The organism is Shewanella sp. SM74 (genome assembly GCF_025653725.1).
GTDB lineage: Bacteria > Pseudomonadota > Gammaproteobacteria > Enterobacterales > Shewanellaceae > Shewanella > Shewanella oncorhynchi.
The window spans coordinates 1-25897 of record NZ_JAKKRZ010000024.1 but is presented as its reverse complement, the minus strand read 5'-3'; the positions used below and the strand labels follow the sequence as shown (position 1 = coordinate 25897).

Sequence of the window (25897 nt, the reverse complement as noted above, 5' to 3'; positions counted from 1 at the left end):
ATTTGGGTTATTGGAGCCTTTTTAGCTATTGGGTGATTTCTATCGCTAGTCGTTGTTTTTGTTCTGGCGTATTCACATTCACAAAAGCATTGGGCTGGTCGGCGAATGACGCTACGACGAAGTGATGTTTGATATACCAAAAGTCCACTTTACGCTCACCCGCCTCAAGAAACGCTTTCATCGAGTCACGTAAGCTAGGTTTTAAGAGTAAAACAACGGGTTGTTCATACTCACCGTCACTGGCAACAGCAATCTCGGCTTTTTCTGCTTCAATTGCTGCCAACATACGCGGAACAAGGTCGAGTGGCAGGAGTGGGCAGTCGCAGGGCACTACTAATAAGTAGTCTGCATCTGTTTGGCCCATAGCGGTGATCATACCCGCTAAAGGTCCGAGGAAACCACTATGCTCGTCACTTATTACCTTAAAACCGAACTCAGCATAACGTGTTTGGTTACGATTTGCGTTGATCAGGATCTCCTTAACCTGAGGTTTTATTCTATCTATTGTGTGCTTAATCATGGCTTCGCCGTTTAATTCGACGAGACCTTTATCGTCGCCACCCATGCGACGGGCCATACCACCGGCGAGAATAACGGCATCAATTTGCGATGACATACAAAGGCTCCTGTGCTGGCAAAGATTCAGGCTGTTGATAAGAGGTCATCACGCGCTCACCTTCTATGTGCCACTGTTGTTCGCAGATGGCGGTTAGCGCGCAATTCTGATGGCTACTCAGTAACATTCCTGTGCCTTCGTGTTTGAGTTGTTGGATCATTTTTAATACTAGCTCTTGGGAATCCTTGTCCATATTGGAGGTGGGTTCATCGAGCATTAATAGTTTAGGTTGTAGGATCCAAGCGCGCGCAATCGCGAGGCGCTGTCTTTCGCCGCCAGAGAGATTACAGGCCCTTTCGTGCAGCAGCGACCCTAGCTGCGCCATCTCAATTGCTTGAGTAATCCGCTGTTTAGCCTTGGCTTTTGTTTCTGAGCTGAAATTCAGCCCATAGGTGAGATTATATTCTACTGTGCCGTCGAACAAATAAGGATGTTGGTGCAGATAAACAGCCTTACCTAACAATGGATTGCGTCGCCACCAAGCATTTTTGGCAAAACCGACAGCCTTAATATGGCCTTTGGTTGGTGGTATTAAGCCTGCCAGAATTTTCATCAAGGTTGATTTGCCTGTGCCATTGTCGCCTTGCAGATAAATCACATCTCCTTGGCAGAGCGATAATACGTCGGCTTTGAATAACAGGCGCGCACCAAAGGACATTTCTACGTCACGGGCGATCAGTTTGACCTTAGTCATTGCTTAATGGCTCCTTGGCATGGCTTTGCCGCGTAAACTACCTAAGGCAAAGTTGAGGATCAAGGCCAAGATTAGCAGCACTAGCCCGAGGGCGATAGCTTGGGCGAAGTCACCTTTGCTGGTTTCAAGTGCGATTGCGGTAGGAATATTACGGGTCACGTTTAAAATATTGCCGCCGACCATCATAGAGCAGCCGACTTCGGTCAGAATGCGACTAAACGCCGCGACAATCGCCAGCAGTAAGGGCATGCGCAGTTCTCGGCATACTGTCCACACTGCGCTGCACCAAGAGGCACCTAAGGTGCGTGAGGTTTCCCAAGCTCTGCGATCAACGCTAGTGAATGCGGCTTGGCTCATTGCAATTAGCACGGGGGCACAGATGAACATTTGCCCGAGAATCATGCCTTCTTGGGTAAATAACCATTTTAGATCGCCCATAGGACCGTTGCGCGTTAGCAGTAAATACACGAGTAGACCGATAACCACTGTCGGGATTGATTGCAGAGTTTGAACTAAGTTAGTGACTATCCATTTGCCGCGAAATGGCGCAAACGCCAACACAAAGCCGAGCACCATGGAAGGAACCAGCGTGATCAGCAGTGCCGCGAAAGAAACCGAAAACGAGATCGAAATGATGGACCAAACGTCAGGGTCTAAAGAAAACAGCAGGCTTAACGCCTGCTGTAATAGTGCTAGCCAGCCGTCGTTCATTCGCTATAAGTTGCCTTGAACAATTGCTCGCCTTCAACTTTGAAGCTGTTGATCATGCTTTGACCTTCTTTGCTGATCAACCAGTCGCTGAATGCTTTAGCGCCTTTGTGGTTCAGATCTGGGTATTTAGTAGGGTTGATGAGAATGACTTGGTATGGGTTGGCTAAGGTTTTACCACCATCGAAATCAACGGCAAGATCGAGCTTAGTTTTATAAGCCACGAAAGTACCACGGTCAGACAGAGTGTAACCTTGCATTTCGTTTGCCATCAGCAGGGTTTTACCCATGCCTTGACCGACTGAAGTATAACCTTTGAAGTTAGGAGTAACATTTGCCGCTTTCCATACTTCTAACTCTTTGATGTGAGTGCCTGAGTTGTCACCACGAGAGATAAAAGGTACGCCTGATTTTGCCATTTTAACGAAGGCTTCTTCGGCCGTTTTGCTGTCACGGATTTTTGCTGGGTCGTTTTTAGGGCCAAGTACTACGAAATCATTTTCCATAATGCCACGGGGCTCAACACCAAAACCATCGGCTACGAATTTGGCTTCGGCGCTAGGCGCGTGAGTCATGACTAAATCCACATCACCTTGCTCACCTAGTTTCAGGGCTTTACCTGTACCTGTGGCGATGACTTGAACCTTGTAGCCTGATTCACTTTCGAACTTAGGTAACAGTTCTTTCAATAGGCCTGAGTTTTCTGTGCTGGTGGTGGTGGCTAACTTGATAATTTCAGTCGAGTGAGCGGGTAAAACAGTGAACATACTGGCTGCAACAACCAGTCCCAGTAATGACTTCATATGAGATTTCATGTTTAGCATGGGTACTCCTTGGCGGAAAATAGGATTCCAACTCAAATGCCTACTGAGTGGAAGGTCTCGTAAATTGTAATACGTTCGGTTGAAAGCAAGTTAGATGCCAAGCTGAGAATGCGGTCATTTTCTTCACAGCTTAACCTAATTTGTGAGCTTGATCGCAAGCTTAACAAATACTCTACAGACAAATTGTCTCAGGACAAACTTCTGATGGTTCATAGTGACCTATTCATCTATTTTCAGTGCTAGAATTGGTCGCAAATGAGTCAAAATGTCCAGAAGCAGACAATATGAGCCAGATAGATAATAACCTCAAGCCTCTTCCATCGGCTGTATCGGTACTGATTGTTGATGATGAACCCGGAATGCGGAGTTTTTTAAATAAGGCACTCTCGAAGAAATTTGCCTTAGTCGAAACGGCGGGCAGTATCGAAGATGCTGAGCAGCTGCGTAGCCGTTGCCATTTCGATTTGCTTATCGTCGACATTCGTCTGCCTGGTCGTTCGGGTATCGAATGGCATGAAGCGTTGGATGAGCAGGGGCGTCGTTCGGACATCATTTTTATGACTGGCTATGCTGACATGGAAGTCGCGATTACCGCGCTACGCGCTGGTGCTTCTGACTTCATCATGAAACCTTTCCACCTCGAACAAATGATGACTGCGGTCGATCGCTGTATCGAACGTCGCTTGCTTAAACGTGAAAACTTGATGCTGCGTCGTGAGGTTTCAATCGGTTATTCATCGACCATTATTGGCAGCAGTGAAGCCATGAAGTCGGTGAAACATATCATCGAACGTGTGGCGCCGACCAATGCCGTCGTCTTGATCCAAGGTGAGTCGGGCACGGGTAAGGAATTAGTCGCACGGCAATTGCATTTGCTTAGTGGACGTCAGGGACCTTTTGTCCCAGTTAACTGTGGCTCTATCGCTCCTGAACTGCTCGAAAGTGAATTGTTTGGCCATACCGCCGGTGCCTTTACGGGTGCGAAAGGCAATCGTGAAGGTTTATTCAGTTTTGCCTCGGGCGGGACGATTTTTCTCGATGAAATTGGCGAAATGCCACTGAAAATGCAAACGGCTTTACTCCGAGTATTAGAGCAAAAAGCGATTCGTCCTGTGGGCAGCGAGAAAGAAGTTAACATTGATGTGCGAGTGATCGCGGCCACTAACCGTACTCTGATTGATGAAGTGGATGCAGGGAATTTCCGTCGAGACTTATATTATCGGCTGAATGTGCTCGATATTTTAATCCCGCCATTACGTGATAGACCCGAAGATGTAGTGGAGTTAACCCATCATTTCACTCGCCAACTTGCCGCTGAATTAGGGGTAAGAGAAGTCGTATGGAGCCATGAAGATATGGTGAAACTACAGCAACACGAGTGGCCTGGTAACATTCGTGAACTGCGCAACATGATTGAGCGTTGTATTTTGCTGGGCAAACCGCCAGCGGAATATTGGAAGCAACAGCTGAAGAGTGAGTCTTTATCCACATCGGGTTATCCATTGGATTGGCCATTGAAAGACGTGGAAAAACACCATGTGACCAGTGTTGTGGACTTACATTCTGGCAATAAGTCTGCCGCGGCGAGGGATTTAGGCGTATCGCGCAAAACCTTAGATCGCAAGTATAAAGAGTGGTTTGATTTTAGTGGCGAACAGGAGTCATAGAGTGTCATTCTTCACTCACTTTTTTGGTGTCAGTTGGCAGCAAATGCAGGCCAAGGTGCGCTATCGCATATTAATCCTGACGTTACTGCCCATTCTACTGACACTGGTGAGTTTAGTGTTTATCACTATTTACTGGAACATCAGTTATACAGGTAAGCAGCTGTTTATGAAGGTTAAAGCTGACTTATCTGTTGCCGAAAACACTTTGCAGCAAGTGCAAGTACGCCAAGAAAAACAACTTGAACGTGTGGTGACGTCTTGGACTTTTCAAAATGACTTTAGGCCACTTTTCAGTGGTAAAGAATTAAGTGGCGAAGTCAGCTACCGAGCCAGTATTGATGCTTTTCTTCTTGAACAGAAAAAACAGCTAAATCTCGATTATTTGCGTTTAGTTAGTGTTGCCGAAGCGGCCGCAGACCCCGATTTACGACAAATCCTTCCTAAGTTAGACGGTTTATTACCTTACTCCGGCTTGATGGTGCTGCCGCCCGAGCGTTTAGCACGTATCGATCCCGAATTGGCTATCACTGCGAGCATTCCGATAGTTGCAACCTTGCGGGCGCAGAGCCCCGTTAAAACCGTTGAAGAACGTGGTTTATTGAGCCGTAGCCTATTGCCCGTCCCTGATATGGAAGGCAAAGTGGCTTGGTATCTCGATGGTGGGATCTTGTTTAATCGCGATACTCGAATTGTTGACCACATTCGTGATCTGGTATACGACAAAGGCACCTTGCCCGAGCGTTCCATCGGCACTGTGACCATCTTCTTAGATAACATCCGTATTTCCACCAACGTGCCGCTGCATTTTTATCCCACAGGCAATGAGACGCTGGGCCGCGCGCTTGGCAGTTTAGTGTCGGAGGAAGTGAAAGACAAAGTGTTAACTCAAGGCGAGCAGTGGGTCGATCGCGCTTTCGTATTTAACGATTGGTTTATTTCCGCTTATGCCCCCTTGGAAGATGTTCGCGGCCAACGTGTCGGTATGATCTATACCGGCTTTTCTGAATCGCCATTTATCCATAATTATTTACTCAATATCATAGAGCTAGGCACGATTCTAATGTTAGTGCTGTTGGTCTCTGGCCTGCTGGTTTATCGCGGTGCTTATAGTTTATTGCAGCCCATTGAACGTATTCACCATGTTGTACAAGCTGTGCAGTCGGGGCGCAATATTCGTATCGGCGCCTTAGGATTAGATAGGGATAATGAGTTATCGAACTTAGCCGAGCAATTTGACAGTATGCTTGACTTGCTACAGCGTCGAAATGCCCAAATTCAAGCGGCGGCAGAACAGCTTGAAATGAAGGTTGAAGAGCGTACTCGTAGCCTGCAGGATAAAACCTTAGAGCTGCAACGTAACGTGGCATTACTAAACGAAACGCGTCAACAGCTCGTCACTAACGAGAAGCTCACAGCTCTTGGCGAATTGACCGCAGGTATCGCCCATGAAATCAATAATCCGACGGCCGTTATCCTCGGCAATATGGAATTACTGCGCTACGAGCTTGGCGATAATGCAGAAGTAGTGAAAGAAGAAATTGATCTAGTCATTCAACAGGTTGGGCGGATCAGCACTATCATCCGTAGCCTGTTGCAATACAGCCGACCAGGCGAATTCAACGCACCACTAGAAATGCATCCGATGACTCCTATTATCGAAGAAATGTTGGTGTTGGTGCGACATTCGATTCAAAAACAAGAAGTCGTGTTGATCACTGAGTTAAACGCCAGTTGTCCAGTACAGGTTAATCGTCCGCAGTTGTTGCAAGTCTTGATTAATCTTGTAGTGAATGCGGCGCATGCGATGGACGGTAAAGGACGTATTTGGGTGCGAACCTATGACTGGGTGCAGCAGGATATGCCGATTGGCGTCAAAATCGAAGTGGAAGATGAAGGCTCAGGGATAGCGCCAGAGCAGCTTGGACGGATTTTCGACCCTTTTTATACCACACGTAAGGATGGCACTGGTTTAGGTCTTTCGCTCAGTTACGGCATTATCAAGCGGATTGGTGGCACGATAGAAGTGAGTTCAACTTTGGGTAAAGGGTCTTTATTTACCATAGGTTTGTATCATGAAGCGAAGGAAGATCAGCAAAATAATCCCTACGATGGCTTACACTTTGCGGGCAACTACAGCGATATGTCTGCAGATTAGTCTTATCCCGTTAGATAGGCAGTGTGTTGTATTTGGCTGATTAAGTTTGAATTAAAATATGTCGAGCGATTGCTGGCTTTGTATTATGTGGCTTTGCATTACTGATTTTTAGGCAAAAAAAAAGCCGGATGATGAGTCCGGCCACAAAGAGTGTGTGTGAGCAATGTCGTGCTTGCAAACTCAGGAGCTCCATAACAACGTCGATTACCAGTCATCGTTGTTAAAGATGAGTTTTGGAACGCACGTTAACGATAATCATTCTCAATTGTGTTTGCAAGCTATTTATTGCAAAAAGTGCACATCTTTACAAATATCGTTTTGCCCTCATCCATTAACGGTTTAGACCGACTTGCATAGATACAGTTTATGATCGACTAAGCTTTTAGGATCGGCTGTTAGTTCAGTAATTAAATATTGATTACTGATCAATAAATTAAGCATCGCAGGAAAACGATTCATCGTTTTCACCTGAATATGATTATAGCCATGGCGGCGTGCCCAAGTTTCTTGATATTCGAGTAGACTCTGCGCTAAGCCTAAACGTCTAAAGTCGGATGCAACGCCACCTAACCAGCTATAAAATATAGCCTCTTCTTGCTCATAACCCAGTTTAAACCCTGCCAATTCACCTTCTACATATGCGACTAAGATCAAACATGTCTTGCCCTGTAAGCGCTGGTCCAACACTTCGTTTGTGAGTGGGTGATCGAGCTCTGGGATTTGTTGGCTAAGTTGGATAAGCTGAACGGCTAACTCGGGAGTCAAACTTGACTCTGCTTTAATTTCAATAGAATACATAGTTTACTCTCATAAAAAATAAGCCCCACTCGCGCGTTAACAGGAGCAGGGCTGAGCTATTAACTGGTTAAATTATAACAGGTCTGGCCAGTTGGGTTAATCAGGAAATTGATTCTTGCGGATTGGCTCGCAAAATCTTGTCCTGTAAGACTTTTAGCAAAACACCGTATGCCGGTAGGAAAAGGCCTAAGCTCACGATTAGCTTAAAGCCGTAATCGACTGTAGCGATTTCGGGCCAATTGGCTGCCATAAAGCTATCGGAAGAGGCGTAAAAGGCGATACTGAAAAAGACTAAAGTATCGACCAGATTTCCGACTAAGGTTGAGGCGGCTGGGGCGACCCACCAAGAGCGACTGGCTCGAATACGGGCAAAAACCTTAATATCCATCAACTGACCAATCAAATAAGCCGCGAAGCTGGCAAAGGCAATTCGGAACACAAAGGTATTCCACTGTGCAAGTGAATCAGCACCTTGAAAGCTGCCTTGATGGAACATCACTCCCATCACGTAGGAAATCATCAAAGCGGGAATCATAGCTTTGAGTATGATGCTGCGTGCGGCTTGTTGGCCAAAAATACGGACAGTGAGATCTGTGGCTAAGTACACGAACGGAAAGCTGAATGCTCCCCAAGTTGTGTGGTAGCCAAACAGTTGAAATGGCAATTGTACTAAGTAGTTGCTGACGCAAATAATCAGTATGTGAAATCCTACTAATAGGAATAAAGCGCGGCGAAGCTGCGCTGTGGTTAACATTAACATATGTGGCCTTTTTAGTTGTGTAGGGCGGGGTGAGGGAACCCGCTAATATTCAATTTATTATGTTTACGACTTTATTGCCGGTGACAGCGTGCTGAAATCGGGTCGCCATTATAGTGGTCGAGTTTTAAGATGCAAGTCTGCTGTTTAAATGTGCACATAGAATGAAAACTCTTCTACACTTTGAATACGTCGAAGGAGGATAGCCATGAGACGATTTTTTGCTACTTTTTGCTTATTTTTAGCTGTGTTACCTGTGTCTGTTTCCGCCGCTCAGCCGATAGTGGTCGATGTAGCAACGTCAACTTGGGAGGGATTTGCCAATCGTGATAAAACGGGTTACTACTTCGAGTTACTTCAGCGGATTTTCCCTGAGCCAGAATGGCAACTCAATGTGCAGTTTATGCCTTTTGCCCGCAGTTTATATCTTGTTGAGCACAATCGTACCGATATCACGCTCAGCGTTTACAAGGGTGATATTAAAAAGGGGCTATTAACAGAGAATATGGTTGAAGTGGACTCTATCGATGTGGCTGTTACTCCCGAGGTGGCAGCAGGCTGGACCGGTATTGAAAGCCTATCCCACAAGAAGGTTCAGGCCATGCTGGCCTACAGATACAATATGCTGACACCTGTGCCTATGTATTACGAAGAAAGTAGCGATATGTTGACTATGCTCAATAGCTTAAATGCTGGACGTATAGATGCCGTGCTAGATTACAAACCTAATTTGCTTACGTTTGTTCCTAAATTAAAGGCGCCACAAAATTTTGTGATTATTCAAGGTGTACTCAAGGCCGAAACCTATTTTGTTTTCGCTAACACCGAGAAAGGCCAGATGTTGAAACAACATTTTGACCTTGCACATAAGCGCTTAATCGATTCGGGTGAACAGGACAGGCTTTACCTTGAAACGATTGAAAAACGAAGGGCTGATGGCGCTGAATAGTCTTAATGTTTACTAGGCTTATTACATTTCGAATAAAATCGACATTATGGTTGCGAGTTTATTTTCAAGCTCTTGCCACTCAGCTTCAGGCTCAGAACCTGCAATAATTCCCGCCCCCGCAAATAGATTAATCCGACCTGGTTCGATCAGCGCACTGCGGATCGCTACCGAAAACTCACTCTCATATTTATTGAAATAGCCGCAGGCACCGGCGTACCAACCGCGAATATAACCTTCACGTTGACGAATAAAGTTTAGCGCTGAATACCGCGGCAAGCCGCCAACTGCAGGAGTAGGATGCAGGGCTTGCAAAAGTTGGAAATCATTCACGCCCGGCTTCAATTCGGCTCGAATTGCACGGTGTAAATGTTGAATATGGTTCAGCTTAAAAATAGTCGCTAATTCATCGGCGCCAACATAATTGCTCAGCGGCGTGAGCATATTCACTATGTGACTGCGAACAAGTTGGTTTTCAACGCTATTTTTGTTGTCTTCTAATAAAGCGTTCGCCAGCGCAACATCTTCTTCTTGATTGAGACCGCGTACCGTTGTACCAGCAAGTGCCTCGGTAAATAGCTCCTGCTGACGGCGGCGGAATAAACGCTCTGGTGAGCAAGAGATAAAAGTGCGATCTGGACTAAATTGAAAGCCAAACTGGAAACTATTGGGATTACGGCCCTGCCAGCAAGCCAGCACCATCCAAGGATCGATAGGTTCATTGACTTCAAGTTGTGTTAAGCGGGATAACACGACTTTTGGGGTATCTTGATTGAACTTAGGATCCACCACTTGCTCGACTAATGTCTTCCAACGTTCAAAATCAGGTTTGTCACTGCGCCCAAGTGGAACGATCTTTTTAGGTGGCGAGAGTGGCTTCGCAGGCATGACGGCTTCGATAGCGCCGATGGCCTTATCTATCTCGCTATGGTGATCATTATCAGCAAAATTAAGATTCACTAATAGGCTAAATTTGTTCCCACTGCGTCTAAATTCAATGCGCGGCAGGATAAAGCGGCTATTACCGAACTCAGGCCAAGACTCTATAGTGCGATCAAAGGCAACACCGCCATAGTAGCGAATATTCTGATTCGTCGATAAGGCTCGCTGCTCTTGGTAGGCCATGGCCAGTTGCTGATCATTGATTCCGGTTTCAAATCTAAAGTCTTTGCACGCCCCTATCGCCGCGACTTCTTCGATTCTGTCGCGCCCATGCCAGTAGATCCTTGGGTATTGAGTCTGGGATGCCAGCCATGAAATTAAAGGCATAGCGACAGTGTTTAGTGACAACTGCACTATCGGTTCCGTCGGTGGAACTTGCTTTAATTGAATGAGTTTGTCGATGAGAGACTTAAGGTCTTCAGACAGGGCATGAACGGGCAAATAGAACTCCAAAGATAACGGATGAAGGCGAAAGCTGAAGGTCACTCTGTCAGCGTCAATAAATTCGAGTCAGGTTAATGTCCTCTTTTACAAGCCATTTACCTGTAGTGATTTTAGTCTGTAAATAAGAATCTTTCGCTCAAATTAAAGGCCACGGTCGAGTGTGTCAAGATGTAAGGCCCTATCGTGTGACTTTCGCCATAGTCTCATTTTACGCTGATAAAAAATGTGACTTGAGTGGGTCTTTTTGTCGGGCAAGCCACCCTCGGTGGACATTTTGTCTCTTAGTCGTTAAATGTACTTTCCCTTTGTCGTAATTAGTCGATCTAGGTTGGTTTTTAAACGTTTTTCGGTTGAGACAGAATAATCGCGGTCCACAATAGCTTGCACATCTTAAATTTTCTACGTGACAAGTTAGATGTCTATTAACGTATGACTCGCCGTGGGAATGAAAAGACGACTAGGGTGCAGCCTTGTCATAGGCTGTTCGTTAGATCTTTATAGGCAGATATAGTATGAAACTCTTAGATCTCGAAGGCGTTAGCTTCAACTATGGCAGCCAGTTACCGACGGTATTGCAGGAGGTAAACTTGGCGATTGGTACCGGCCAATGCCATTGCGTGAGCGGTCCTACGGGCTCAGGAAAATCGAGTCTGCTAAATCTACTGGCGGGCGTGTTAAATCGCCCGCATGAAGGTGACATCTGGCGTTATCCTCAATTGGTTACGGGTCTGGTAATGCAAGACCCACAAACTCAGCTACTAAGGCAAACCGTTGGTGCCGAGGTGGCTTTCGCCTTAGAAAACCTCGGTATTCCCGCCGAGCAAATGCTACCTAAAGTGCAATTAGCACTACGGCGCGTGGGCTTGTATCTGCGCCTCGATACCCAAGTCAGCACGCTTTCCCTCGGTCAAAAATATCGCTTAATGATCGCCGCTCAGTTAGTGTCAGAGCCGCATTTACTGCTGCTCGATGAACCTTGGGCACAACTCGATGATCACGGTGTGAGTGAGCTGCTGGTCGTGCTTCGCAATCTTATCCAAGATGGTATGGCGCTAGTATTAGTTGAGCATAACGCCTCGGCATTCGCCGAGATTATTCAGCATTATTGGCAGTTAGAGGCTGGTAAGTTGTCCGAAGGCATCTATACCGTGAGCGATGCGCCGCAAATTGAAGCGCCTGCGTGGCGAAATCAGGCTAAGTTTGAGCATTTAGGCAAAGTCTTGGTCAGTGCCGAAGCCTTTGATTTTGGGTTCGATGCTTGTCCCACGTTATTTGCGTGTCCACAAGGATTCCAATTGCAAGCGGGGGAGATAGTGACCTTAGTGGGCGATAACGGCTCTGGTAAAACGAGTCTATTGAAAACTATAGCGGGCGTGCACAGTTTAAGGCAGCGTCTTCCTCTTAAAGTGCTAGGGCGAAGGCCTAAATTGGGGATTTATGGTGCTGAATTGGGACTGTTGATGCAAAGGCCGAGTCGACAATTATTCGAGTCTAACGTGCTAGCCGAAATGCAGTTTAGCCTTAGGCGCTTTGAACTCCCCAAAGAGCGAGCGGTGCAAATGTTGGACGAGTTGGATTTATTTAGCTTAGCCCATCTGTCGCCCCACAAATTATCCTACGGCCAACAGCATTTGATTGCCTTAGCGTCACTCGCCTGTCTACGCCCTAAGGTGCTGCTTTTGGACGATCCATTGGCGGGGATGGATAAGCATTACTACGGCAAAGTGTGGTACTTGCTAAAGCAGTTAAGCTCCCAAGGTTGCGCTATTTTGCTCAGCACTCACAGAAGCATTGAACACAGTGCAGTGTCACGGCAACTGAGTTTACGTAATGGTTTATTGGTGGAAGAGTCAACTGAAATGGCTGAGCGTTATGTGGGGTAGTTGTGAGCTTTTCGCGCGTGAGGGTCGCTGGTTTTGAATGCCTAGCCCTTAGGCATTTTTTGAAATAATGAGAGATTGAAATGGGTCTAATCGACACCTTAAGCTCTGATTTCATCGTATCTTGTTTAAGCCCCTTTATTTACCAAGAAAGTCTATGGTGATTTTCTAATCCTCGTCTTAGAATGCCCCTCACGTCTGTTCTATAATAATCAAAAATAACAACAGAACATTTGAAGCAGTCGCTTTAATGTCGTATGGTTAAGTTGATATTTTATTCAGGCACATCATCCTTGGGGTTGTAGATATGAGTGAGTCGGCAGAATCAGTTGAACTTATCAAATTACCAGTGTCACAGCTGACATTGGGTATGTTTGTCAGTGCCATAGACAAAAATGATAAAGGTCAACTTGCTATTGCAAATGCTGGACAAATTAAGCACAAGGATGCGATTTTAAAACTGGCCAAAAGCGGTATTAAATTTGTTTGGGTAGACGCCGAGCGTTCGGCTGAACATTGTGGGTTAAAGAAAAAAATCACTAACGATAATCAAACTGACAATAAAAAAGCGCTCATTAGCCGCGATAAGCAACAAGCTCAAGCTAAAGTCATGCTTACCGAGGCGAAAGACCTCATTCGTAAAGTCTTATCTGAGACCTTCGAAGGTAAAGCCATCGAAGTTGCCCCCTTCGAAGCGTTAGCCGATACCATGATAGAGTCAGTGATGTTGGATGCTGATGCGCTTAAATGTATGTCTGCACTCCGTTCAAAAGATGCCTATCTACTTGAACATTCAGTGAATGTCGCCTTTCTACTGGTTACCTTTGGTAAATACTTAAAGCTAGATCGCGTCATGCTACGGGAAATGGCGGTCGGCGGGATTTTGCACGATATTGGCAAGATTAAAGTCGACAATAAAGTGCTGCACAAGCCGGGCAAACTGACGCCGGAAGAGTTCGAACATATGAAGCTGCATCAAGTGTATGCGCTTGAAATTATGAACGAAACTACTGGTCTGTCGCAGATCAGTAAAGATATCTGCTTAATGCACCATGAAAAATTAGATGGCAGAGGTTATCCAAGGGGTTTGAAGGGTGATGAAATCCCCCGCCATGGCCGTATGAGTTGTATAGTCGATATCTTCGATGCTTTAACAGCGACGCGATGTTATAAAGAGGCTATGAGCCCTGCCGCGGCCTTTAAAATTTTACTCAGTCTGACGCCATTCCATTTGGATCAAGAATTGGTCTATGAGTTTATTCGTTGTATTGGTGTTTACCCTGTGGGTTCCTTAGTTGAATTGTCGGATGGTCGTGTTGGTATTGTTTGGGCCTCGAAAGATAGGGATGCGCTACATCCAATCGTAAAGTGTTTTTATTCTTTAAAAGTAAAACGTTACACTGATGTCGCTATGGTGGATTTATTAAAATCTGAACTTTATATTGAACGCGGTGTGTCACCGAGTACATTAGATATCGATCCGACTCCTTTCTATTAATCCTCAAATCCTACCTTAAATGCCGGTCATCTGAGTCGATGGCTGGTGTGAATGATTGCAGAGCCTGAGCTAAAAACCGTAAACTGAAAGTATTTCTCTGGTCGAGCAATGCTATGAACAGTGCTATGAAATCTCTATTTCCTATTTTTATCATTATCTTATCCTTGGCTTTGTTAATCCCTGGGGTGACTCAACCTATTTTGAGTATCAGCGGCAGTATCGATAAGGCCAAGCTGGCGGAACAAGGCATAGAGCAAGTTGCCCAAAGCTTTGATGAGGACTCTGGGCGTGGCAGTGCCCGCGGTATGTTAAGCATGGTCAGTGGTTTGCTTGGGTTTAATAGCCTTAAAGGTGAAGTCCAAGTGTTGCAGAAGACTCGTAGTATTTGGGGAACAGTGACCGAGCTTTATCACTCTGGTAATGGACTCGTCGCGGGATTAGTCATGTTATTCAGCGTGGTGGTGCCAGCCTTGAAGTTGAGCTTAATGTTGGCACAGCAATGTGTTAGCTCGATTGGGCTGAAACTGCGGATTAATGCCCTCGTTAATGCGCTCGCCAAGTGGTCGATGGCCGATGTGTTTGTGGTGGCGCTGATCATTACGTTTATGGCGGGAAATGCTTCTGGCGGCATGGGGGAAATGTTAAAAACTCAGGCGCAATTTGAAAACGGTTTTTATTTCTTTACCGCTTACTGCATTTTATCGATCCTGAGTGGGTTTTTAGTGCGTCGCCCAACGCCAATTCTTTAGCTATTTTAAAGGCATACTGACTTTAGTGACAAAGTGAGTATGCCTTGCTCAGTGAGATCAACATCAATCTAGATTAAGACAGAGTACCATTTTGATAGATGGGCATAATCCAATAGCGACAGGGATTATGTTTGCAGACCAACGCCAGCGCCGCGAGCAGCGCCGCTTGTTGCGCAGCGGGGTGCATGATTTCGAATTTACAAAACTCCCGATAACCTTCCACTTGTTCCTTGATATTAAAATGGCTGTGTTCACGGCTAAAACCACAAATATTCCCTAGGCTAAAACCCGACAGAAACTCCAACTCTATCAAGGTATCGACTATGTCGTCCTTAATATCATTTTGGGCGATCAGTACTAACAGTTGTTCTGTGCTCATTTACGTTTCTCCAGCCAAAAATACAGAATTGGCAGTAAATACAGTGTGGTAATGGTTGAAGTGAGCAGACCGCCAATCACCACAATCGCTAAAGGTTTTTGAATTTCAGCCCCAGGGCCCGAGGCAAACACCAGTGGCATAAGACCAAACATCGCCGTAGTCGCCGTCATCAAAATAGGGCGTAAACGCCGCGCCGCACCTTGTTCTACCCGTTCGCGCAGGTTGCTGAACATGTGCTTGGTTTGTTCGTAATAGCTGACCATCACCACGCCATTGAGCACAGCGACGCCGAGTAGGGCGATAAAGCCAACCGAGGCGGGCACTGATAAATATTCTCCTGACAAATACAGGCTAACTATGCCGCCCATCATAGCGAAGGGAACGTTAGCGAGGATTAAGCCCGCTTTGGCAAGCGAGCCAAATGTCGTGAATAAAATCAAAGTGATCAGTGCGATAGCAATGGGTATCACTAGTAGTAAATTGCTGGTGGCTCGCTGTTGGTTTTCAAACTCGCCACCAAAACTCACGCTATAACCGCTCGGAAGTTTGATTTCCTGCGCAATTTTAGCGTTGAGCTCTTCTACAAAACTCACGATATCGCGACCCTGCACGTTGGTGGTTATCACTGAAAAGCGATTCCCTTGCTCACGCTCGATAAGGATGGGGCCTTGCTTATAGCTTAAGGTGGCGACATCACTTAGGCGTTTTAAGGAGTGATCTGGCATCACCAGTAACTGATTTTTAAGCTCATTAATGCTGCTTAAGTGGCTCTGATTGTTAGCAATCAGCACGGGTGTGCGCTTCTTACCTTGCAGCACTTCGGTCACGATCACGCCTTCGAGCTGGCTTTTCAGGTAGCGAGCAAACTCCATGGTGCTCATGCCAAAGCCTCGGGCGAGCTCGTTATCTAAGGTGAGGTTGATAAAAGGACTGCCTTCGATCATCGCCATTTTCACATCGACGCTGCCGCTGGTGGCATTAACCAGCTGTTGGATTTGGCTCGTGAGCTGACCTAAGGTGTCGATATCGTTACCAAAGACCTTGATCGCTACGTCGCCAATGCTGCCGGTGAGCATTTCTGATACGCGCATTTGTATCGGTTGAGTGAAGTTAAAATTAACGCCGGGATAGTCCAATAACACAGTGCGGATCGCATCGATAAGCGCTTCTTTATTGGCAAAGCGCCATTCGCTGCGGGGCAAAAGTTCTAAGAACACATCGGTTTCATTGAGTCCCATGGGATCTAAGCCGATTTCATCCGCGCCAGTACGCGCCACCATCTGTTTGATTTCAGGAACTTTAGCCAGCAAGGTTTGCTGAATTTGCTTGTCGATGGCAATCGAAGCCTCGAGTGAAATCGATGGAGACTTCTCCAGCTGCAGAATAATGTCGCCCTCATCTAAGGTCGGCATAAAGGTTTTTCCCACTAACCCGAACAAGCCTAAGCTGACGATAAGCAAGCTAAAGGCGATCACTATAAAGCGTTTTTGATGGATAAACGTGCCCTTGAGGCTGCCCAGATAAAGCTGTTTAAGCTTTTCAATCGCCTTAGGTTCCTTGGCGGCTTTTTCGTTGACGAGGTAAGAGGCGATAACCGGAATAACAGTTAAGGACAACACCAGCGCCGACAGCATGGCAAACACGATAGTGACCGCAACTGGGGTGAAGAGTTTGCCTTCAAGCCCGCTCAAGGTCAGCAAGGGCGAGAACACTATCATGACGATCACAGTGCCCGACACCACGGGAATGGCAACGTCCTTGGTCGCGCGAAAAATCAAATGCAGCCGCGGTAATCTCTGCTTAGTAGCGATAAGATTCACCATGTTTTCTACTATGACCACAGATGAATCCACTAACATGCCGATGGCGATAACTAGTCCGCCTAGGCTCATTAAGTTCGCAGAAAGATTGAAGTAATCCATCATCAAAAACGTCATCAACGCGGCAAGAGGCAGCGAGAGTGACACGACTAATGCGGCGCGCACGTTGCCTAAAAATAGCGCCAGCAAGATGATCACCAACACTACGGCTTCGAACAGGGCATTGGAGATGGTCTCAATCGCGGTATTGATCAGATTCGCGCGGTCGTAAAAGGTGTTGATCTGGCTACCTTCTGGCAAGGTTAGGCTGATTTGATCGAGTTTTTCTTTAATGTTTTTGACTACTTGTGCTGTATTGGCGTCTTTTAGGGCGATGATCAAGGCTTCGGCGGTTTCGTTGCCATCTTTAGTGACTGCGCCATAGCGGGCTAAGTGGCCAATTTGAATATCGGCTAAATCCTGCAGTCGATACACTCTGGCATCATCGGCTTTGATCACTAATTGTTTGAGCTCGTCGATATCATCGATGCGACCTTCGGCGCGCACTATGATGGTATCTGTACCAATGGTGAGCTTGCCCGCACCTTCGTTGTGATTATTCTCCACTATCGCCTGTTGTAGCGCCGCAAAACTTACGCCCGTGGCCGCCATAGCCGCAGGTTTGGGGGTCACACTAAAGCTTTTGGCATAGCCACCGAGGATATTCACATCGGCGACACCTGCAACGGTGCGTAGTAGCGGACGGATTTCCCATTCGAGCAACTGCCGTCTTTCCATCAGCGATAGATTGGGATTTTCGAGTGAAAACATAAATATTTCGCTGAGCGGCGTACTCATTGGCGCTACGCCGCCCGTTACACCTTCAGGGAAACTGTCCCACACGGCGGCGATGCGCTCACTCACCTGCTGGCGCGCCCAATAGATATCTGTACCTTCGTCGAAATCGAGGGTGATATCGCTGATGGCGTATTTAGTGGTCGAGCGCAGAATCGATTGATGGGGAATACCTAACAGTTCGGTTTCAATCGGCACGGTAATTTGCGCTTCGATTTCCTCCGGCGTCATGCCGGGCGCCTTGAGGATAATCTTCACTTGGGTGGGCGAAATATCGGGAAAGGCATCCAAAGGAATGGAAAACCAGGCTCGCGCTCCCGCTAACATGATGATCAGCGCCACAATCAGCACAAATAAGCGCTGCGTAAGCGAAAAGCGGATGACTGAGGTCAACATCTTATTCGCCTCCTAGGCCAAGCATTATGCCTTTGACTGCAGCAACTGACTGGGATAACACTTGGATTTGGCTGAGATCTTGATCGCTTTCAACGATATATTGCTCTGGGGTTGAACCGAGAATATCGATCGTAATCGAGGTGAGCGTGTCTGCGGTTTTAGTGAAGACTTGGCTGTCTTGCTCCCAACTGAATACGCTATTTTTAGGCAATAAATACACCGCCTTTTGATACTCGGGTATCACAGTGATCTGTTGTCCTAACAGTAAGTTACATTCCTGCGGCAAGGGTGATGACCAAGCGGTCACAAAGGCACCTTCGGCGATGGCCGACACGGACTCAATGGCGATATGGCACTGATTGATATTCACCGCCGAAAGTGAGTGCGACTGACTCATTGGCACACTGACCTTGACGCGAATGCTGTCGCTGGGCACCAGTGAGAATAGCTGTGAACCCGCCATATAAGGTCCATTCACTTGGTTGAGTTTAACGATCCCCGCCACTGGCGTGCCTACCACTAGGGAGTCTGTGGTGGCATCTGTGCTTTTGACTATCTCCATAAAATGCTGCATGTGCTCGTATTCGAGGTGAGTGCTGAAGTAGTCTTGGCTGATCTCTTGCCATTTTTCTGTGCTGATACTGCCATTGTTTAATAAGGGTTTATTGCGCTCATAACGGCTTTTGGCTAGTTGATACAAGCTGCTGGCGGCTTCGACTTGGGCGAGGTAGTGGAACACTTCTGGCCCAGTCAGTTTGACAATCGCTTGGCCTTTAGTGACGAGCTGGCCTTGGCCGACGAGAAAGCTGATCTGCTGGATATTCTCCGGCGTGCTGATCCAATAATCGTTACCGGGGAGGATTTCAACCTGCGCGGGCAACGGGCTGCCCTCATAACTGGCGACTTTCTGTGGTTGTACGTAGCTCAGGTCTAAATTACCGAGGGAGCTTATCGTTAAGGATTCAGCCTGCACTAAAGTGGCAACACTGGCGGATAAACAGAAAAGGCATGCGCCGTACTTGGCCATCATAATGAAATTCCTAAGGCTTGCAGTTGTTGGGAGTGCAGTTGTTGCTGCGCGACTTGGTTCAGTGCTAAGCGGGATTCGGTATCGAGGGCATCCATATAGCGGCGCAGCCAGACTTCGTAGCTAACTTGATTTTGGTCTTTGACCTTGGCCAGCTCTTCAGTGATGGTGCGGCTAAGGTGTAAGGCTTGGGTTAGCAATGTCTGTTGGTTGAGTAAGTTTTGTTGCTGTTGCTCTAGCTTTTTAAGCTGAGTTTTTAGCTCGATATAGGTACGGTCGAGGTTGAGCGTGTACTCGGTATGGGCTTGTTGCCATTGGGATAATTCGGTTTGTGATAGGGCAGAACCTAAGGTCAGTGGTACAGAAACGGCGATGCCAAGCTGTTGATCATCGACTTGATTATCGGCGGTATTTTTGGCCGTGAGTGAGACTGCCCAAGGATCGTTATTCCCCGCTTGCTGACTCTGGATGATCAACAGCTGTTGCTGCTTCTGCAGGCTCAATAGTTGCCATAATGGATGCTGCGCGAGCATGTCATTGGGTTGGTTGTTGGCAGAAAGTGGCCGCGCGGTTTCGGCTATGTTCTGCGGTATTTGCTCTTGTCCGGTGAGTTGTTGATAGAGGGCACGCGCCTCGGCCTGTTGCTGATTAAGATCGACCCGCTCCAGTGCAATATCCACCAGTTCGCGTTCTAACAAGAGAATGTGGGCAATCGGCAGTTCGCCCGCATCTGTGAGTTGCTTTTGCTGACTATGAAGCTTGTCGAGTAATTGGCTCTTGCGATCTAATTGGGCCAGTTTCACTGCAGCAAGACGATGTTCCCACAGGCTTTGTCGCAATAATCCCGATAAATACAGGCCTTGCAGCGCGGCTTGTTGCACCTGAATGCCTTGGGTGAGTTGTTTAATTTGCTTATCGCTGCTGTGCAAAGCAGGGGATTTTATTGGCAAATTGAGTGAGAGTTCCTGCTCGTAGCTGTTACCATTATCTAGGCTACCTAAGTGACTCAAGCTAATGCTCGGCAGGCCATTGAGCCAAGATGAGCTGCTTAAGCTTATTTGTGATTGCGGTAACTGGCCGCCCGATTGAGATAGAGAATGTAATCTTGCTTGGCTGGTGGTGAGTGCTTGAGATAGCTCGGAATGCGCGGCGTGGCACAGGAAACTGCTGCTGACTAAGGTCGCCAACAGACATAACTTGATACAAGACGTACTGACAGACATAGGACGATTCTATGGTAATAAAGTGTGCTGTCAGTGTAGGGATTGGTGGGCGAAAGTCGTGGGGGACATGTATCATAAAACTGTCTATGGTACATATGTCCCATAAATTAATGGGTTGATTTTGCTTTTATTTAGGAGTTTTTCGATGAAGGATCTTGTCATTATTGGTCTGTTGGCCTTGATCATATGCTTTAAGCTTTTTGACATCACTTCCGACATTCAATTGGGCATTCCCCAATGGCATATTGCCCAGGAAGCCATGTTATTAGTGCTCACTGTGATTGGTGCCATGTACTTAAGTTATGACCTTATTCGTCGCTCCCGCGAGGTGAAAGCGTTAGCTAAACGGTTGGAGCATGCGGATAAAAAAATCGACAATATGTCGACGCAAATGCGCTCTGCCAGACAAGAATACAGCCAAGCGGTGTCGCAGCAATTCGAGACTTGGGGCTTTACTAAGAGTGAGCAGCAAGTGGCTTTTTTATTACTTAAGGGCCTAAGCTTTAAAGAAATTGCCGAAGTGCGCCAGACTAAAGAAAAAACCGTCAGACAACAGGCATCGACCATTTACGGTAAAGCGGCAGTCGATGGACGCCATACTTTTTGCGCTTGGTTTATGGAAGATTTTATTCAAGAACATAATCAAGATCTTGCTGCGAATGAAGCGGCATCAAGCCCTAAGGCGGCTTAATCAACGCTGGATTGGCTTAGTTGTTATAGCTATTTGTTATTGAAAATCGATATTTGCTGAGTTTTTAGTTCTAAACAATAATGAGCATCCCCTAAGTTTGCAGGAAGATGCAATTGAAAAACTGGCTGATTATCGTGTTTTGCCTGATTGCCTTGGTCGCTTCGACGCAAACCACAGGACTCGTGCGCTCACTTATCGAATTCTCCGCCTTTGTTGGCGTCCTCTACTGGGCTTGGCGAATGAAGCCGACGGCAGAGTAGGCAGGCTTTTTTTAGCTAAATCTTAGTTATTGAAAATAAAGAATATACACTAAAGACGTGATACCAATTGCTGCCCACAGCATCACCCCAAGCAACAAAGGTTTGGGGCCACTCGCCCGCATTTTCTGCACTGTAATTCCTGCACCAATCAAAAACAAACACAGAACTAATGCCCGTTTCGACACCATAAATAAGGTGTCATAAACAGCGTGGAATTGTGGTAACCAATGGGCCACGGCAATGGCTAAACAATAAAAACCGATAAAATACGGCAGGTTAAGCTTGCGCTTATCGCCACCAAACAACATAGCGCTGACCAATGCGATCGGGATAATCCACAGGGCGCGGGCGAGTTTTATAGTGGTTGCGGTTTTTAAGGCTTCATCGCCGTAGGCCGAAGCCGCGCCGACAACCGATGAAGTATCGTGGATGGCGATAGCACTCCACACGCCAAAATCGTATTGGCTCATATTGAGCAAGTGGCCGAGTGCAGGGAATAAAAATAGCGCGACTGAATTGAGCACAAATACGCAGGCTAATGCAGTGGCGGTTTGATCGTTACGCGCATTGATGGCCGGAGCGACTGCGGCAATGGCGCTGCCACCGCAAATAGCGGTACCAGAGGCGATTAAGTGGCCCGTGACATGATCAAATTTCAGGGCGCGGGTGAGCATAAACCCTAAGCTGAGGGTGAAAAAGATTGAGCCAACAATCAGGCCGAAGTTGTGGGTGCTCGCCTCGATCGCCGCGTTTAAGTTAATCCCAAACCCTAAGCCAATGATCGAATAAGACAGGAGTTTTTTGGTGAGTGCGGCGATATTCCATTGCACTGGCACCCAACCAAGGCTGGCTAAGGTAAAACCGAGCACTAGCGCCATGGGCGATGAGATAAAAGGCGCGAGGCATAACAAACCCGCACAGATGAAAACGATGCGATGAGTCTTATTATTTTGCTGTGATGTCGATGAAGAATTCATAACGCCTTAGGCTCGAGCGATTCGGTTTATCGTTCCAACCACAGATCTTCACATTAAGCGACGGATACAAAATGGCGATCAATTGGATTGATCATGGAGACAGATGAAAGAGGGCATTATAGCTGGGTGTATGAGCCTCAATAAAATCAATTAAACTTATCTAGTCAGTCAGTTTTATTGACTATCAGAGGATTGTGCAAAGCAGGAGGGTAAATTGAAGAAGATGAACTGAGCTCAGTTCATCTTCTTAGCTAGATAATAAATAGCGAGGTTACAAAACGTGAAATTATAAATTTACGATACTTTTCAAGTTGTAATCGCTGCCATCCTTTGCGGTAAACAACTTATCTTGGGTGTCGTTGGCGCTGGACATACCCGCATGTAATAGGCTGAGCCAATGGCGCGATGCGGCAGAACGTGACTCTGGTGTTCCGACTACCATGTTTAATGACGTTCCGATTTGGATATCTTCCAGATTGGCAACGTCTCTCGCACCTATCATGCCACTGCGGTCGAAACTGAGTTCAACGTGGCAACCTAGGTCCTGTAACACTATGGCGCAAGGCGCATCTTTAGTGCCGTTAAAGGCCACAAACTGTTTTGGCTGACGTAAACCACTGTGGCTGCCGTCGGCAAAAAAGGCCAACAGGTGTTGGTAGTAAACCACATAGCTGCTCACATCTTGGTGTGAACCAGAGTTAAGTGGAAAGAGGCGGTCGAGGAATTGTTTCGCATTAGCGATCTTCTCGTGCTCGGCGACATTCACTTGGGCCACGGCTAGCACTTCTTCTGCGATGAGGCTGTTTAGATTCGGTTGGATCTGGTTGCTCTTGATTATTGACATATTCATCGCTTGTTCCTCTCACTCTTTCAATTTAAAAAAATTCAGGGTTTTGATTTAACTTTTGGCTTATCAAAGTTTGTCTTCAATTTGGTTTGTCCGCTTTGAGTGCTTAGCCACTTTTAGTGGGAGTGGTTAAGCATTTCTTGTACTGGAATGGCTTAGCTTGTTCGCATTAGCCTTTCCTTGATTGCTTGATTTGTAGTCTAGTCTTTTTTTGACTACAATTTCACAATAAAAATTTTACACTGTGAATTTTACAAAATGCGCAATGACCAGAGCTTGATGAGAAAATCACATTTCCTAGGCACAAAAATACGTAACCTACGGAAACGTAATAATTTAACTATGGAAGATTTGTCGGCACGATGCATTCGAGTCGACGCGGGAAGTGCGCCTTCTGTGTCATATTTGTCGATGATCGAACGTGGCAAGCGTGTGCCGAGTGCCGGAATGCTGGCAGTCATCGCCGCGGTTTTTCAAAAAGACGCCGAATGGTTCTTAGACGATGTGCCCGAAGAAAACGCCATTACGCCAGACAAGGGCCGACGTGGTGGCATAAGTGGTATGGCACTCGAACCCAGCTTTTTGTTTTCCAATGATATTTTACAAATAGCGATACCTGAGATGCTGTCGCAGACAGGGATCTCAGGTCGGCAGTTTGCCCATTTATTGATCCGCGCCCATCAAGAACACCATCAAAATCATTTCCCCGATCTTGAACGTGCCGCCGAAGAAGTCGGCCTCAAACGTATGCCCCTATCTCTGGACGATATGCTGGATATCGCTAAGGGAATGGGATTAAAAATCAAGTGGATAGATAGTACGCCGCAGGAAGTTATCGATGAAATGGGCGTGAGTTCGCGCCAGTTGGTCACCTCATTTATTGAGCCGCCGAGCACGATTTATGTAAATAAAATCCTCAAAAATCGCCCCAACAGACTCAAATATGATTTAGCTGTGCACATAGGTCATTGCGTGTTGCACAACAAGGACGGCCTCAAGAGTGTGATGATCTCAGGCCGCAAATTAGAAGTGGATGAAGAGGCGGGTATGCAGTCCAATACCTTGAACGCGCAGGATATCTTGCATGCGTGGCGCGATTTTGAATCGAGCTTCTTCGCCGGTGCGCTGCTGTGCCCTAAAGTGCCTTATCGCCAATTACTCGACCGCCATGGCTATGAGATTGAAGTACACAAGCAACTGCAAGTGTCAGCCTCAGTCGCCATGCGGCGTATGACTGTCGTCTCTCCTTATCCCCATTGGCATTATTTCGACGCTTACGCACCAGGCAAACTCAAAGCCGTTTACCGTGGTAACGGTATTCCACTACCTTGGGGCAATATGCGGTTAGTGGAAGACCCTTGTCAGCATTGGGCCGTCTTTAGAATGATCAGCGAGCCGACGGTCGGCACTTCGGCACAGATTTCGATTTTAAACGTCGGTAACGAACCCCGCATTTACTGCTGCGAGTCAATTAAGGTCGAAGATTCGGCAGGCAATCCCCATGTCCTCTGTGCCGGTATTGATTTGAATCCGGCGATTGAAGCCCAAGGCAAAGATGCTCTCTCAATCGCCCACGATTTGAAAGATGCCTGTGTCGCCAGTGGCGGTTCAGTCACTATTCCAAAACACATTAAAAGCGATCTGGTGAGCGTTGCAAAAATCCTCAATATCAACTGGATAGAACGCGGGATCAAAAACGACGCCCGCCTTATTTGCTCCCGCGGCGCCGTATGCCCACGTCAACCCAGTTGCTATCAAGCAGGTAAATCACAGTGTGATGGTACTGAATAAAGTATCGCAGATGGGATTGATGTTAAGCACTCTCACTCCAGTGACTCGCCATAAACTCATCCCTGAGGGCTCGACGGCGGCATCCATGCCGCCAACGGTCACTTCCATGAGAGTGCTTAATTTAGCCAGCATCCCTTCCTATACATAGCAGCCTGTAATGATAATGTTGAGCATAATAAAGACGTTTAAAGTAATAGTTGTTTAAAAAATAACTACTTAACTGACTCAAATTCTTATAGCATAAAATGATAAATTGTAGGGATGTGGCCACAGTTATACTTAAAGATCAGTCAACACTTTCTTTGTATTTTGTGCACAGCGTAATCTATAAACTCTAGAGCTAACATGTTGCTTTAGCATGTTATTTATTTTTCAGATTGTTTCTTAACAAAATTTTTAGTTGGCATAATGGATATAAATCAAAGGAAAGAATTGTTAAGTAGAGCGTATGTTAGTGCGATTGCTGCTCAAATTGGTTTTAGATCAGCAATTCCTGATGTTGATGATGATAGTGTTGATTTAATTCTAAAAGGAAGAGGTTTTGCCTCTACTATTCGTAATCCTCAGCTAGAGATTCAATTAAAGTGCACAGCCTGTAATGACGGTTGCGAAGAATATTTTTCTTACAAACTTCCAATAAAAAACTATAACGATCTACGCGGGGATAATCTCTTGTGTCCTAGGCTTTTATTTGTTCTAGTTGTGCCGAATGAGACAGATGCATGGCTCTGAAGGATCCCCTCATAAATCAGCCATAGCATAGCCATATTTGAGCAACTGATTGGCGAATAATACCCAGGCCGCCAGCAATTCTTTCTCCGTGATTTGATAATCAGGCCGCCTGAGTACCTCCAATCCCAAGCGAATCGTTGAGAGTACCGTTCGATGCCCAATGGTATTGGCCTGAAAATGCTTATCCCAGCCCTGTTGCTGTGCGTGTAAACCAACTAGCCACAACAGGCATTGAACCATCA

The 25897-nt window shown here is 46.5% G+C and carries 24 protein-coding genes and 1 pseudogene; 10 read left to right on the top strand and 15 right to left on the bottom strand.

Going from position 1 to position 25897, the window contains the following annotated elements; translation table 11 throughout:
* Nucleotides 1-25: 25 nt before the first annotated feature.
* Genes mobA through L5M49_RS19570 form a run of 4 tightly spaced genes read right to left on the bottom strand, consistent with a single transcriptional unit; the run spans nt 26 to nt 2842 of the window.
* On the bottom strand, nt 26-616 hold the full coding sequence (gene mobA / locus L5M49_RS19585; RefSeq protein WP_113940167.1) for a molybdenum cofactor guanylyltransferase MobA: 591 nt from the start codon (nt 614-616) through the stop codon (nt 26-28).
* Complete coding sequence (locus L5M49_RS19580) at nt 600-1310, bottom strand: energy-coupling factor ABC transporter ATP-binding protein (RefSeq protein ID WP_263266690.1); 711 nt, start codon at nt 1308-1310, stop codon at nt 600-602. The genes mobA and L5M49_RS19580 overlap by 17 nt, the downstream gene beginning before the upstream one ends.
* A 3-nt stretch (nt 1311-1313) precedes the next feature.
* Nucleotides 1314-2021: an ABC transporter permease gene (locus tag L5M49_RS19575; RefSeq protein WP_168826136.1), complete on the bottom strand. Its 708-nt coding sequence runs from the start codon at nt 2019-2021 to the stop codon at nt 1314-1316.
* Nucleotides 2018-2842 (bottom strand): substrate-binding domain-containing protein, encoded by an 825-nt coding sequence (locus L5M49_RS19570; protein WP_212599451.1) that lies wholly within the window; start codon nt 2840-2842, stop codon nt 2018-2020. The genes L5M49_RS19575 and L5M49_RS19570 overlap by 4 nt, the downstream gene beginning before the upstream one ends.
* A gap of 284 nt (nt 2843-3126) precedes the next feature.
* Between L5M49_RS19570 and L5M49_RS19565 the strand changes: the two genes are divergently transcribed.
* Together L5M49_RS19565 and L5M49_RS19560 are read left to right on the top strand one after the other, a co-directional pair.
* Nucleotides 3127-4509, top strand: a complete 1383-nt coding sequence (locus L5M49_RS19565) for a sigma-54-dependent transcriptional regulator (RefSeq protein WP_105250738.1) — start codon at nt 3127-3129, stop codon at nt 4507-4509.
* A 1-nt stretch (nt 4510) separates the two neighbouring features.
* Nucleotides 4511-6664: a cache domain-containing protein gene (locus tag L5M49_RS19560; protein ID WP_105250737.1), complete on the top strand. Its 2154-nt coding sequence runs from the start codon at nt 4511-4513 to the stop codon at nt 6662-6664.
* A 339-nt stretch (nt 6665-7003) separates the two neighbouring features.
* Here L5M49_RS19560 and L5M49_RS19555 read toward each other — a convergent pair whose 3' ends face one another.
* Together L5M49_RS19555 and L5M49_RS19550 are read right to left on the bottom strand one after the other, a co-directional pair.
* A complete protein-coding gene (locus L5M49_RS19555) occupies nt 7004-7462 on the bottom strand; it encodes a GNAT family N-acetyltransferase (protein ID WP_263266689.1) in 459 nt (152 codons plus the stop codon).
* A gap of 100 nt (nt 7463-7562) precedes the next feature.
* Entirely contained in the window at nt 7563-8222 is a 660-nt protein-coding gene (locus tag L5M49_RS19550) for a 7-cyano-7-deazaguanine/7-aminomethyl-7-deazaguanine transporter (RefSeq protein WP_105250735.1), read from the bottom strand.
* Nucleotides 8223-8427: 205 nt separating this feature from the next.
* Here L5M49_RS19550 and L5M49_RS19545 point away from each other — a divergent pair, with 205 nt between their 5' ends.
* Entirely contained in the window at nt 8428-9168 is a 741-nt protein-coding gene (locus L5M49_RS19545) for a substrate-binding periplasmic protein (protein ID WP_173497812.1), read from the top strand.
* Nucleotides 9169-9189: 21 nt separating this feature from the next.
* Here the strand turns inward: L5M49_RS19545 and L5M49_RS19540 are convergent, their stop codons facing one another.
* The gene (locus tag L5M49_RS19540) at nt 9190-10548 is read right to left on the bottom strand and encodes an isochorismate synthase MenF (protein ID WP_131524435.1); all 1359 of its coding nucleotides are present in this window, start codon (nt 10546-10548) and stop codon (nt 9190-9192) included.
* A gap of 515 nt (nt 10549-11063) precedes the next feature.
* On the opposite strand from L5M49_RS19540, the gene L5M49_RS19535 reads away from it, so the two are divergent.
* The 3 genes from L5M49_RS19535 to L5M49_RS19525 all read left to right on the top strand — a co-directional run bounded on the left by L5M49_RS19535 (nt 11064) and on the right by L5M49_RS19525 (nt 14678).
* On the top strand, nt 11064-12434 hold the full coding sequence (locus L5M49_RS19535; RefSeq protein WP_263266688.1) for an ATP-binding cassette domain-containing protein: 1371 nt from the start codon (nt 11064-11066) through the stop codon (nt 12432-12434).
* A gap of 304 nt (nt 12435-12738) precedes the next feature.
* Complete coding sequence (locus L5M49_RS19530) at nt 12739-13929, top strand: HD-GYP domain-containing protein (RefSeq protein ID WP_263162609.1); 1191 nt, start codon at nt 12739-12741, stop codon at nt 13927-13929.
* Between the two features lie 113 nt (nt 13930-14042).
* On the top strand, nt 14043-14678 hold the full coding sequence (locus L5M49_RS19525; RefSeq protein ID WP_263266687.1) for a paraquat-inducible protein A: 636 nt from the start codon (nt 14043-14045) through the stop codon (nt 14676-14678).
* 73 nt (nt 14679-14751) lie between these two features.
* On the opposite strand, the gene L5M49_RS19520 is transcribed toward L5M49_RS19525, so the two are convergent.
* Genes L5M49_RS19520 through L5M49_RS19505 form a run of 4 tightly spaced genes read right to left on the bottom strand, consistent with a single transcriptional unit; the run spans nt 14752 to nt 20357 of the window.
* Nucleotides 14752-15057, bottom strand: a complete 306-nt coding sequence (locus L5M49_RS19520; protein ID WP_006079422.1) for a DUF3240 family protein — start codon at nt 15055-15057, stop codon at nt 14752-14754.
* The gene (locus tag L5M49_RS19515) at nt 15054-18107 is read right to left on the bottom strand and encodes an efflux RND transporter permease subunit (protein WP_263266686.1); all 3054 of its coding nucleotides are present in this window, start codon (nt 18105-18107) and stop codon (nt 15054-15056) included. Before L5M49_RS19515 ends, L5M49_RS19520 begins: the two co-directional genes overlap by 4 nt.
* Nucleotide 18108: 1 nt before the next feature.
* Entirely contained in the window at nt 18109-19137 is a 1029-nt protein-coding gene (locus L5M49_RS19510) for a membrane fusion-like protein (protein WP_263266685.1), read from the bottom strand.
* The gene (locus tag L5M49_RS19505) at nt 19134-20357 is read right to left on the bottom strand and encodes a metal transporter (RefSeq protein ID WP_263266684.1); all 1224 of its coding nucleotides are present in this window, start codon (nt 20355-20357) and stop codon (nt 19134-19136) included. Before L5M49_RS19505 ends, L5M49_RS19510 begins: the two co-directional genes overlap by 4 nt.
* 145 nt (nt 20358-20502) lie before the next feature.
* Between L5M49_RS19505 and L5M49_RS19500 the strand changes: the two genes are divergently transcribed.
* Both L5M49_RS19500 and L5M49_RS19495 read left to right on the top strand, forming a co-directional pair.
* Nucleotides 20503-21048, top strand: a complete 546-nt coding sequence (locus L5M49_RS19500) for a helix-turn-helix transcriptional regulator (RefSeq protein WP_105250726.1) — start codon at nt 20503-20505, stop codon at nt 21046-21048.
* Between the two features lie 113 nt (nt 21049-21161).
* Entirely contained in the window at nt 21162-21308 is a 147-nt protein-coding gene (locus L5M49_RS19495; RefSeq protein ID WP_105253023.1) for a hypothetical protein, read from the top strand.
* A 26-nt stretch (nt 21309-21334) separates the two neighbouring features.
* On the opposite strand, the gene L5M49_RS19490 is transcribed toward L5M49_RS19495, so the two are convergent.
* On the bottom strand, nt 21335-22285 hold the full coding sequence (locus L5M49_RS19490; protein ID WP_263173910.1) for a YeiH family protein: 951 nt from the start codon (nt 22283-22285) through the stop codon (nt 21335-21337).
* A gap of 286 nt (nt 22286-22571) precedes the next feature.
* Nucleotides 22572-23135 (bottom strand): malate synthase, encoded by a 564-nt coding sequence (locus tag L5M49_RS19485; RefSeq protein ID WP_011845404.1) that lies wholly within the window; start codon nt 23133-23135, stop codon nt 22572-22574.
* Nucleotides 23136-23390: 255 nt separating this feature from the next.
* Here L5M49_RS19485 and L5M49_RS19480 point away from each other — a divergent pair, with 255 nt between their 5' ends.
* Complete coding sequence (locus L5M49_RS19480; protein ID WP_168826158.1) at nt 23391-24923, top strand: DUF3612 domain-containing protein; 1533 nt, start codon at nt 23391-23393, stop codon at nt 24921-24923.
* Here the strand turns inward: L5M49_RS19480 and L5M49_RS19475 are convergent.
* On the bottom strand, nt 24900-25055 hold the full coding sequence (locus L5M49_RS19475) for a hypothetical protein (protein ID WP_263208519.1): 156 nt from the start codon (nt 25053-25055) through the stop codon (nt 24900-24902). The genes L5M49_RS19480 and L5M49_RS19475 overlap by 24 nt on opposite strands.
* A gap of 276 nt (nt 25056-25331) precedes the next feature.
* On the opposite strand from L5M49_RS19475, the gene L5M49_RS19470 reads away from it, so the two are divergent.
* Nucleotides 25332-25655 carry a DUF4365 domain-containing protein gene (locus L5M49_RS19470; protein ID WP_263266683.1) on the top strand — a complete coding sequence of 108 codons (324 nt, stop codon included), beginning with the start codon at nt 25332-25334 and terminating at the stop codon, nt 25653-25655.
* Between the two features lie 9 nt (nt 25656-25664).
* Here L5M49_RS19470 and L5M49_RS19465 read toward each other — a convergent pair.
* Nucleotides 25665-25897: pseudogene (locus L5M49_RS19465) on the bottom strand (IS4 family transposase); the annotation flags it as partial.

Coding starts and splice junctions, on each gene's coding strand:
- mobA (WP_113940167.1), bottom strand. CDS start 616: ATGTCATCGCAAATTGATGCCGTTATTCTCGCCGGTGGTATGGCCCGT.
- L5M49_RS19580 (WP_263266690.1), bottom strand. CDS start 1,310: ATGACTAAGGTCAAACTGATCGCCCGTGACGTAGAAATGTCCTTTGGT.
- L5M49_RS19575 (WP_168826136.1), bottom strand. CDS start 2,021: ATGAACGACGGCTGGCTAGCACTATTACAGCAGGCGTTAAGCCTGCTG.
- L5M49_RS19570 (WP_212599451.1), bottom strand. CDS start 2,842: ATGCTAAACATGAAATCTCATATGAAGTCATTACTGGGACTGGTTGTT.
- L5M49_RS19565 (WP_105250738.1), top strand. CDS start 3,127: ATGAGCCAGATAGATAATAACCTCAAGCCTCTTCCATCGGCTGTATCG.
- L5M49_RS19555 (WP_263266689.1), bottom strand. CDS start 7,462: ATGTATTCTATTGAAATTAAAGCAGAGTCAAGTTTGACTCCCGAGTTA.
- L5M49_RS19550 (WP_105250735.1), bottom strand. CDS start 8,222: ATGTTAATGTTAACCACAGCGCAGCTTCGCCGCGCTTTATTCCTATTA.
- L5M49_RS19545 (WP_173497812.1), top strand. CDS start 8,428: ATGAGACGATTTTTTGCTACTTTTTGCTTATTTTTAGCTGTGTTACCT.
- L5M49_RS19535 (WP_263266688.1), top strand. CDS start 11,064: ATGAAACTCTTAGATCTCGAAGGCGTTAGCTTCAACTATGGCAGCCAG.
- L5M49_RS19530 (WP_263162609.1), top strand. CDS start 12,739: ATGAGTGAGTCGGCAGAATCAGTTGAACTTATCAAATTACCAGTGTCA.
- L5M49_RS19525 (WP_263266687.1), top strand. CDS start 14,043: ATGAACAGTGCTATGAAATCTCTATTTCCTATTTTTATCATTATCTTA.
- L5M49_RS19520 (WP_006079422.1), bottom strand. CDS start 15,057: ATGAGCACAGAACAACTGTTAGTACTGATCGCCCAAAATGATATTAAG.
- L5M49_RS19515 (WP_263266686.1), bottom strand. CDS start 18,107: ATGTTGACCTCAGTCATCCGCTTTTCGCTTACGCAGCGCTTATTTGTG.
- L5M49_RS19510 (WP_263266685.1), bottom strand. CDS start 19,137: ATGATGGCCAAGTACGGCGCATGCCTTTTCTGTTTATCCGCCAGTGTT.
- L5M49_RS19505 (WP_263266684.1), bottom strand. CDS start 20,357: ATGTCTGTCAGTACGTCTTGTATCAAGTTATGTCTGTTGGCGACCTTA.
- L5M49_RS19500 (WP_105250726.1), top strand. CDS start 20,503: ATGAAGGATCTTGTCATTATTGGTCTGTTGGCCTTGATCATATGCTTT.
- L5M49_RS19490 (WP_263173910.1), bottom strand. CDS start 22,285: ATGAATTCTTCATCGACATCACAGCAAAATAATAAGACTCATCGCATC.
- L5M49_RS19485 (WP_011845404.1), bottom strand. CDS start 23,135: ATGAATATGTCAATAATCAAGAGCAACCAGATCCAACCGAATCTAAAC.
- L5M49_RS19480 (WP_168826158.1), top strand. CDS start 23,391: ATGCGCAATGACCAGAGCTTGATGAGAAAATCACATTTCCTAGGCACA.
- L5M49_RS19475 (WP_263208519.1), bottom strand. CDS start 25,055: ATGCTGGCTAAATTAAGCACTCTCATGGAAGTGACCGTTGGCGGCATG.
- L5M49_RS19470 (WP_263266683.1), top strand. CDS start 25,332: ATGGATATAAATCAAAGGAAAGAATTGTTAAGTAGAGCGTATGTTAGT.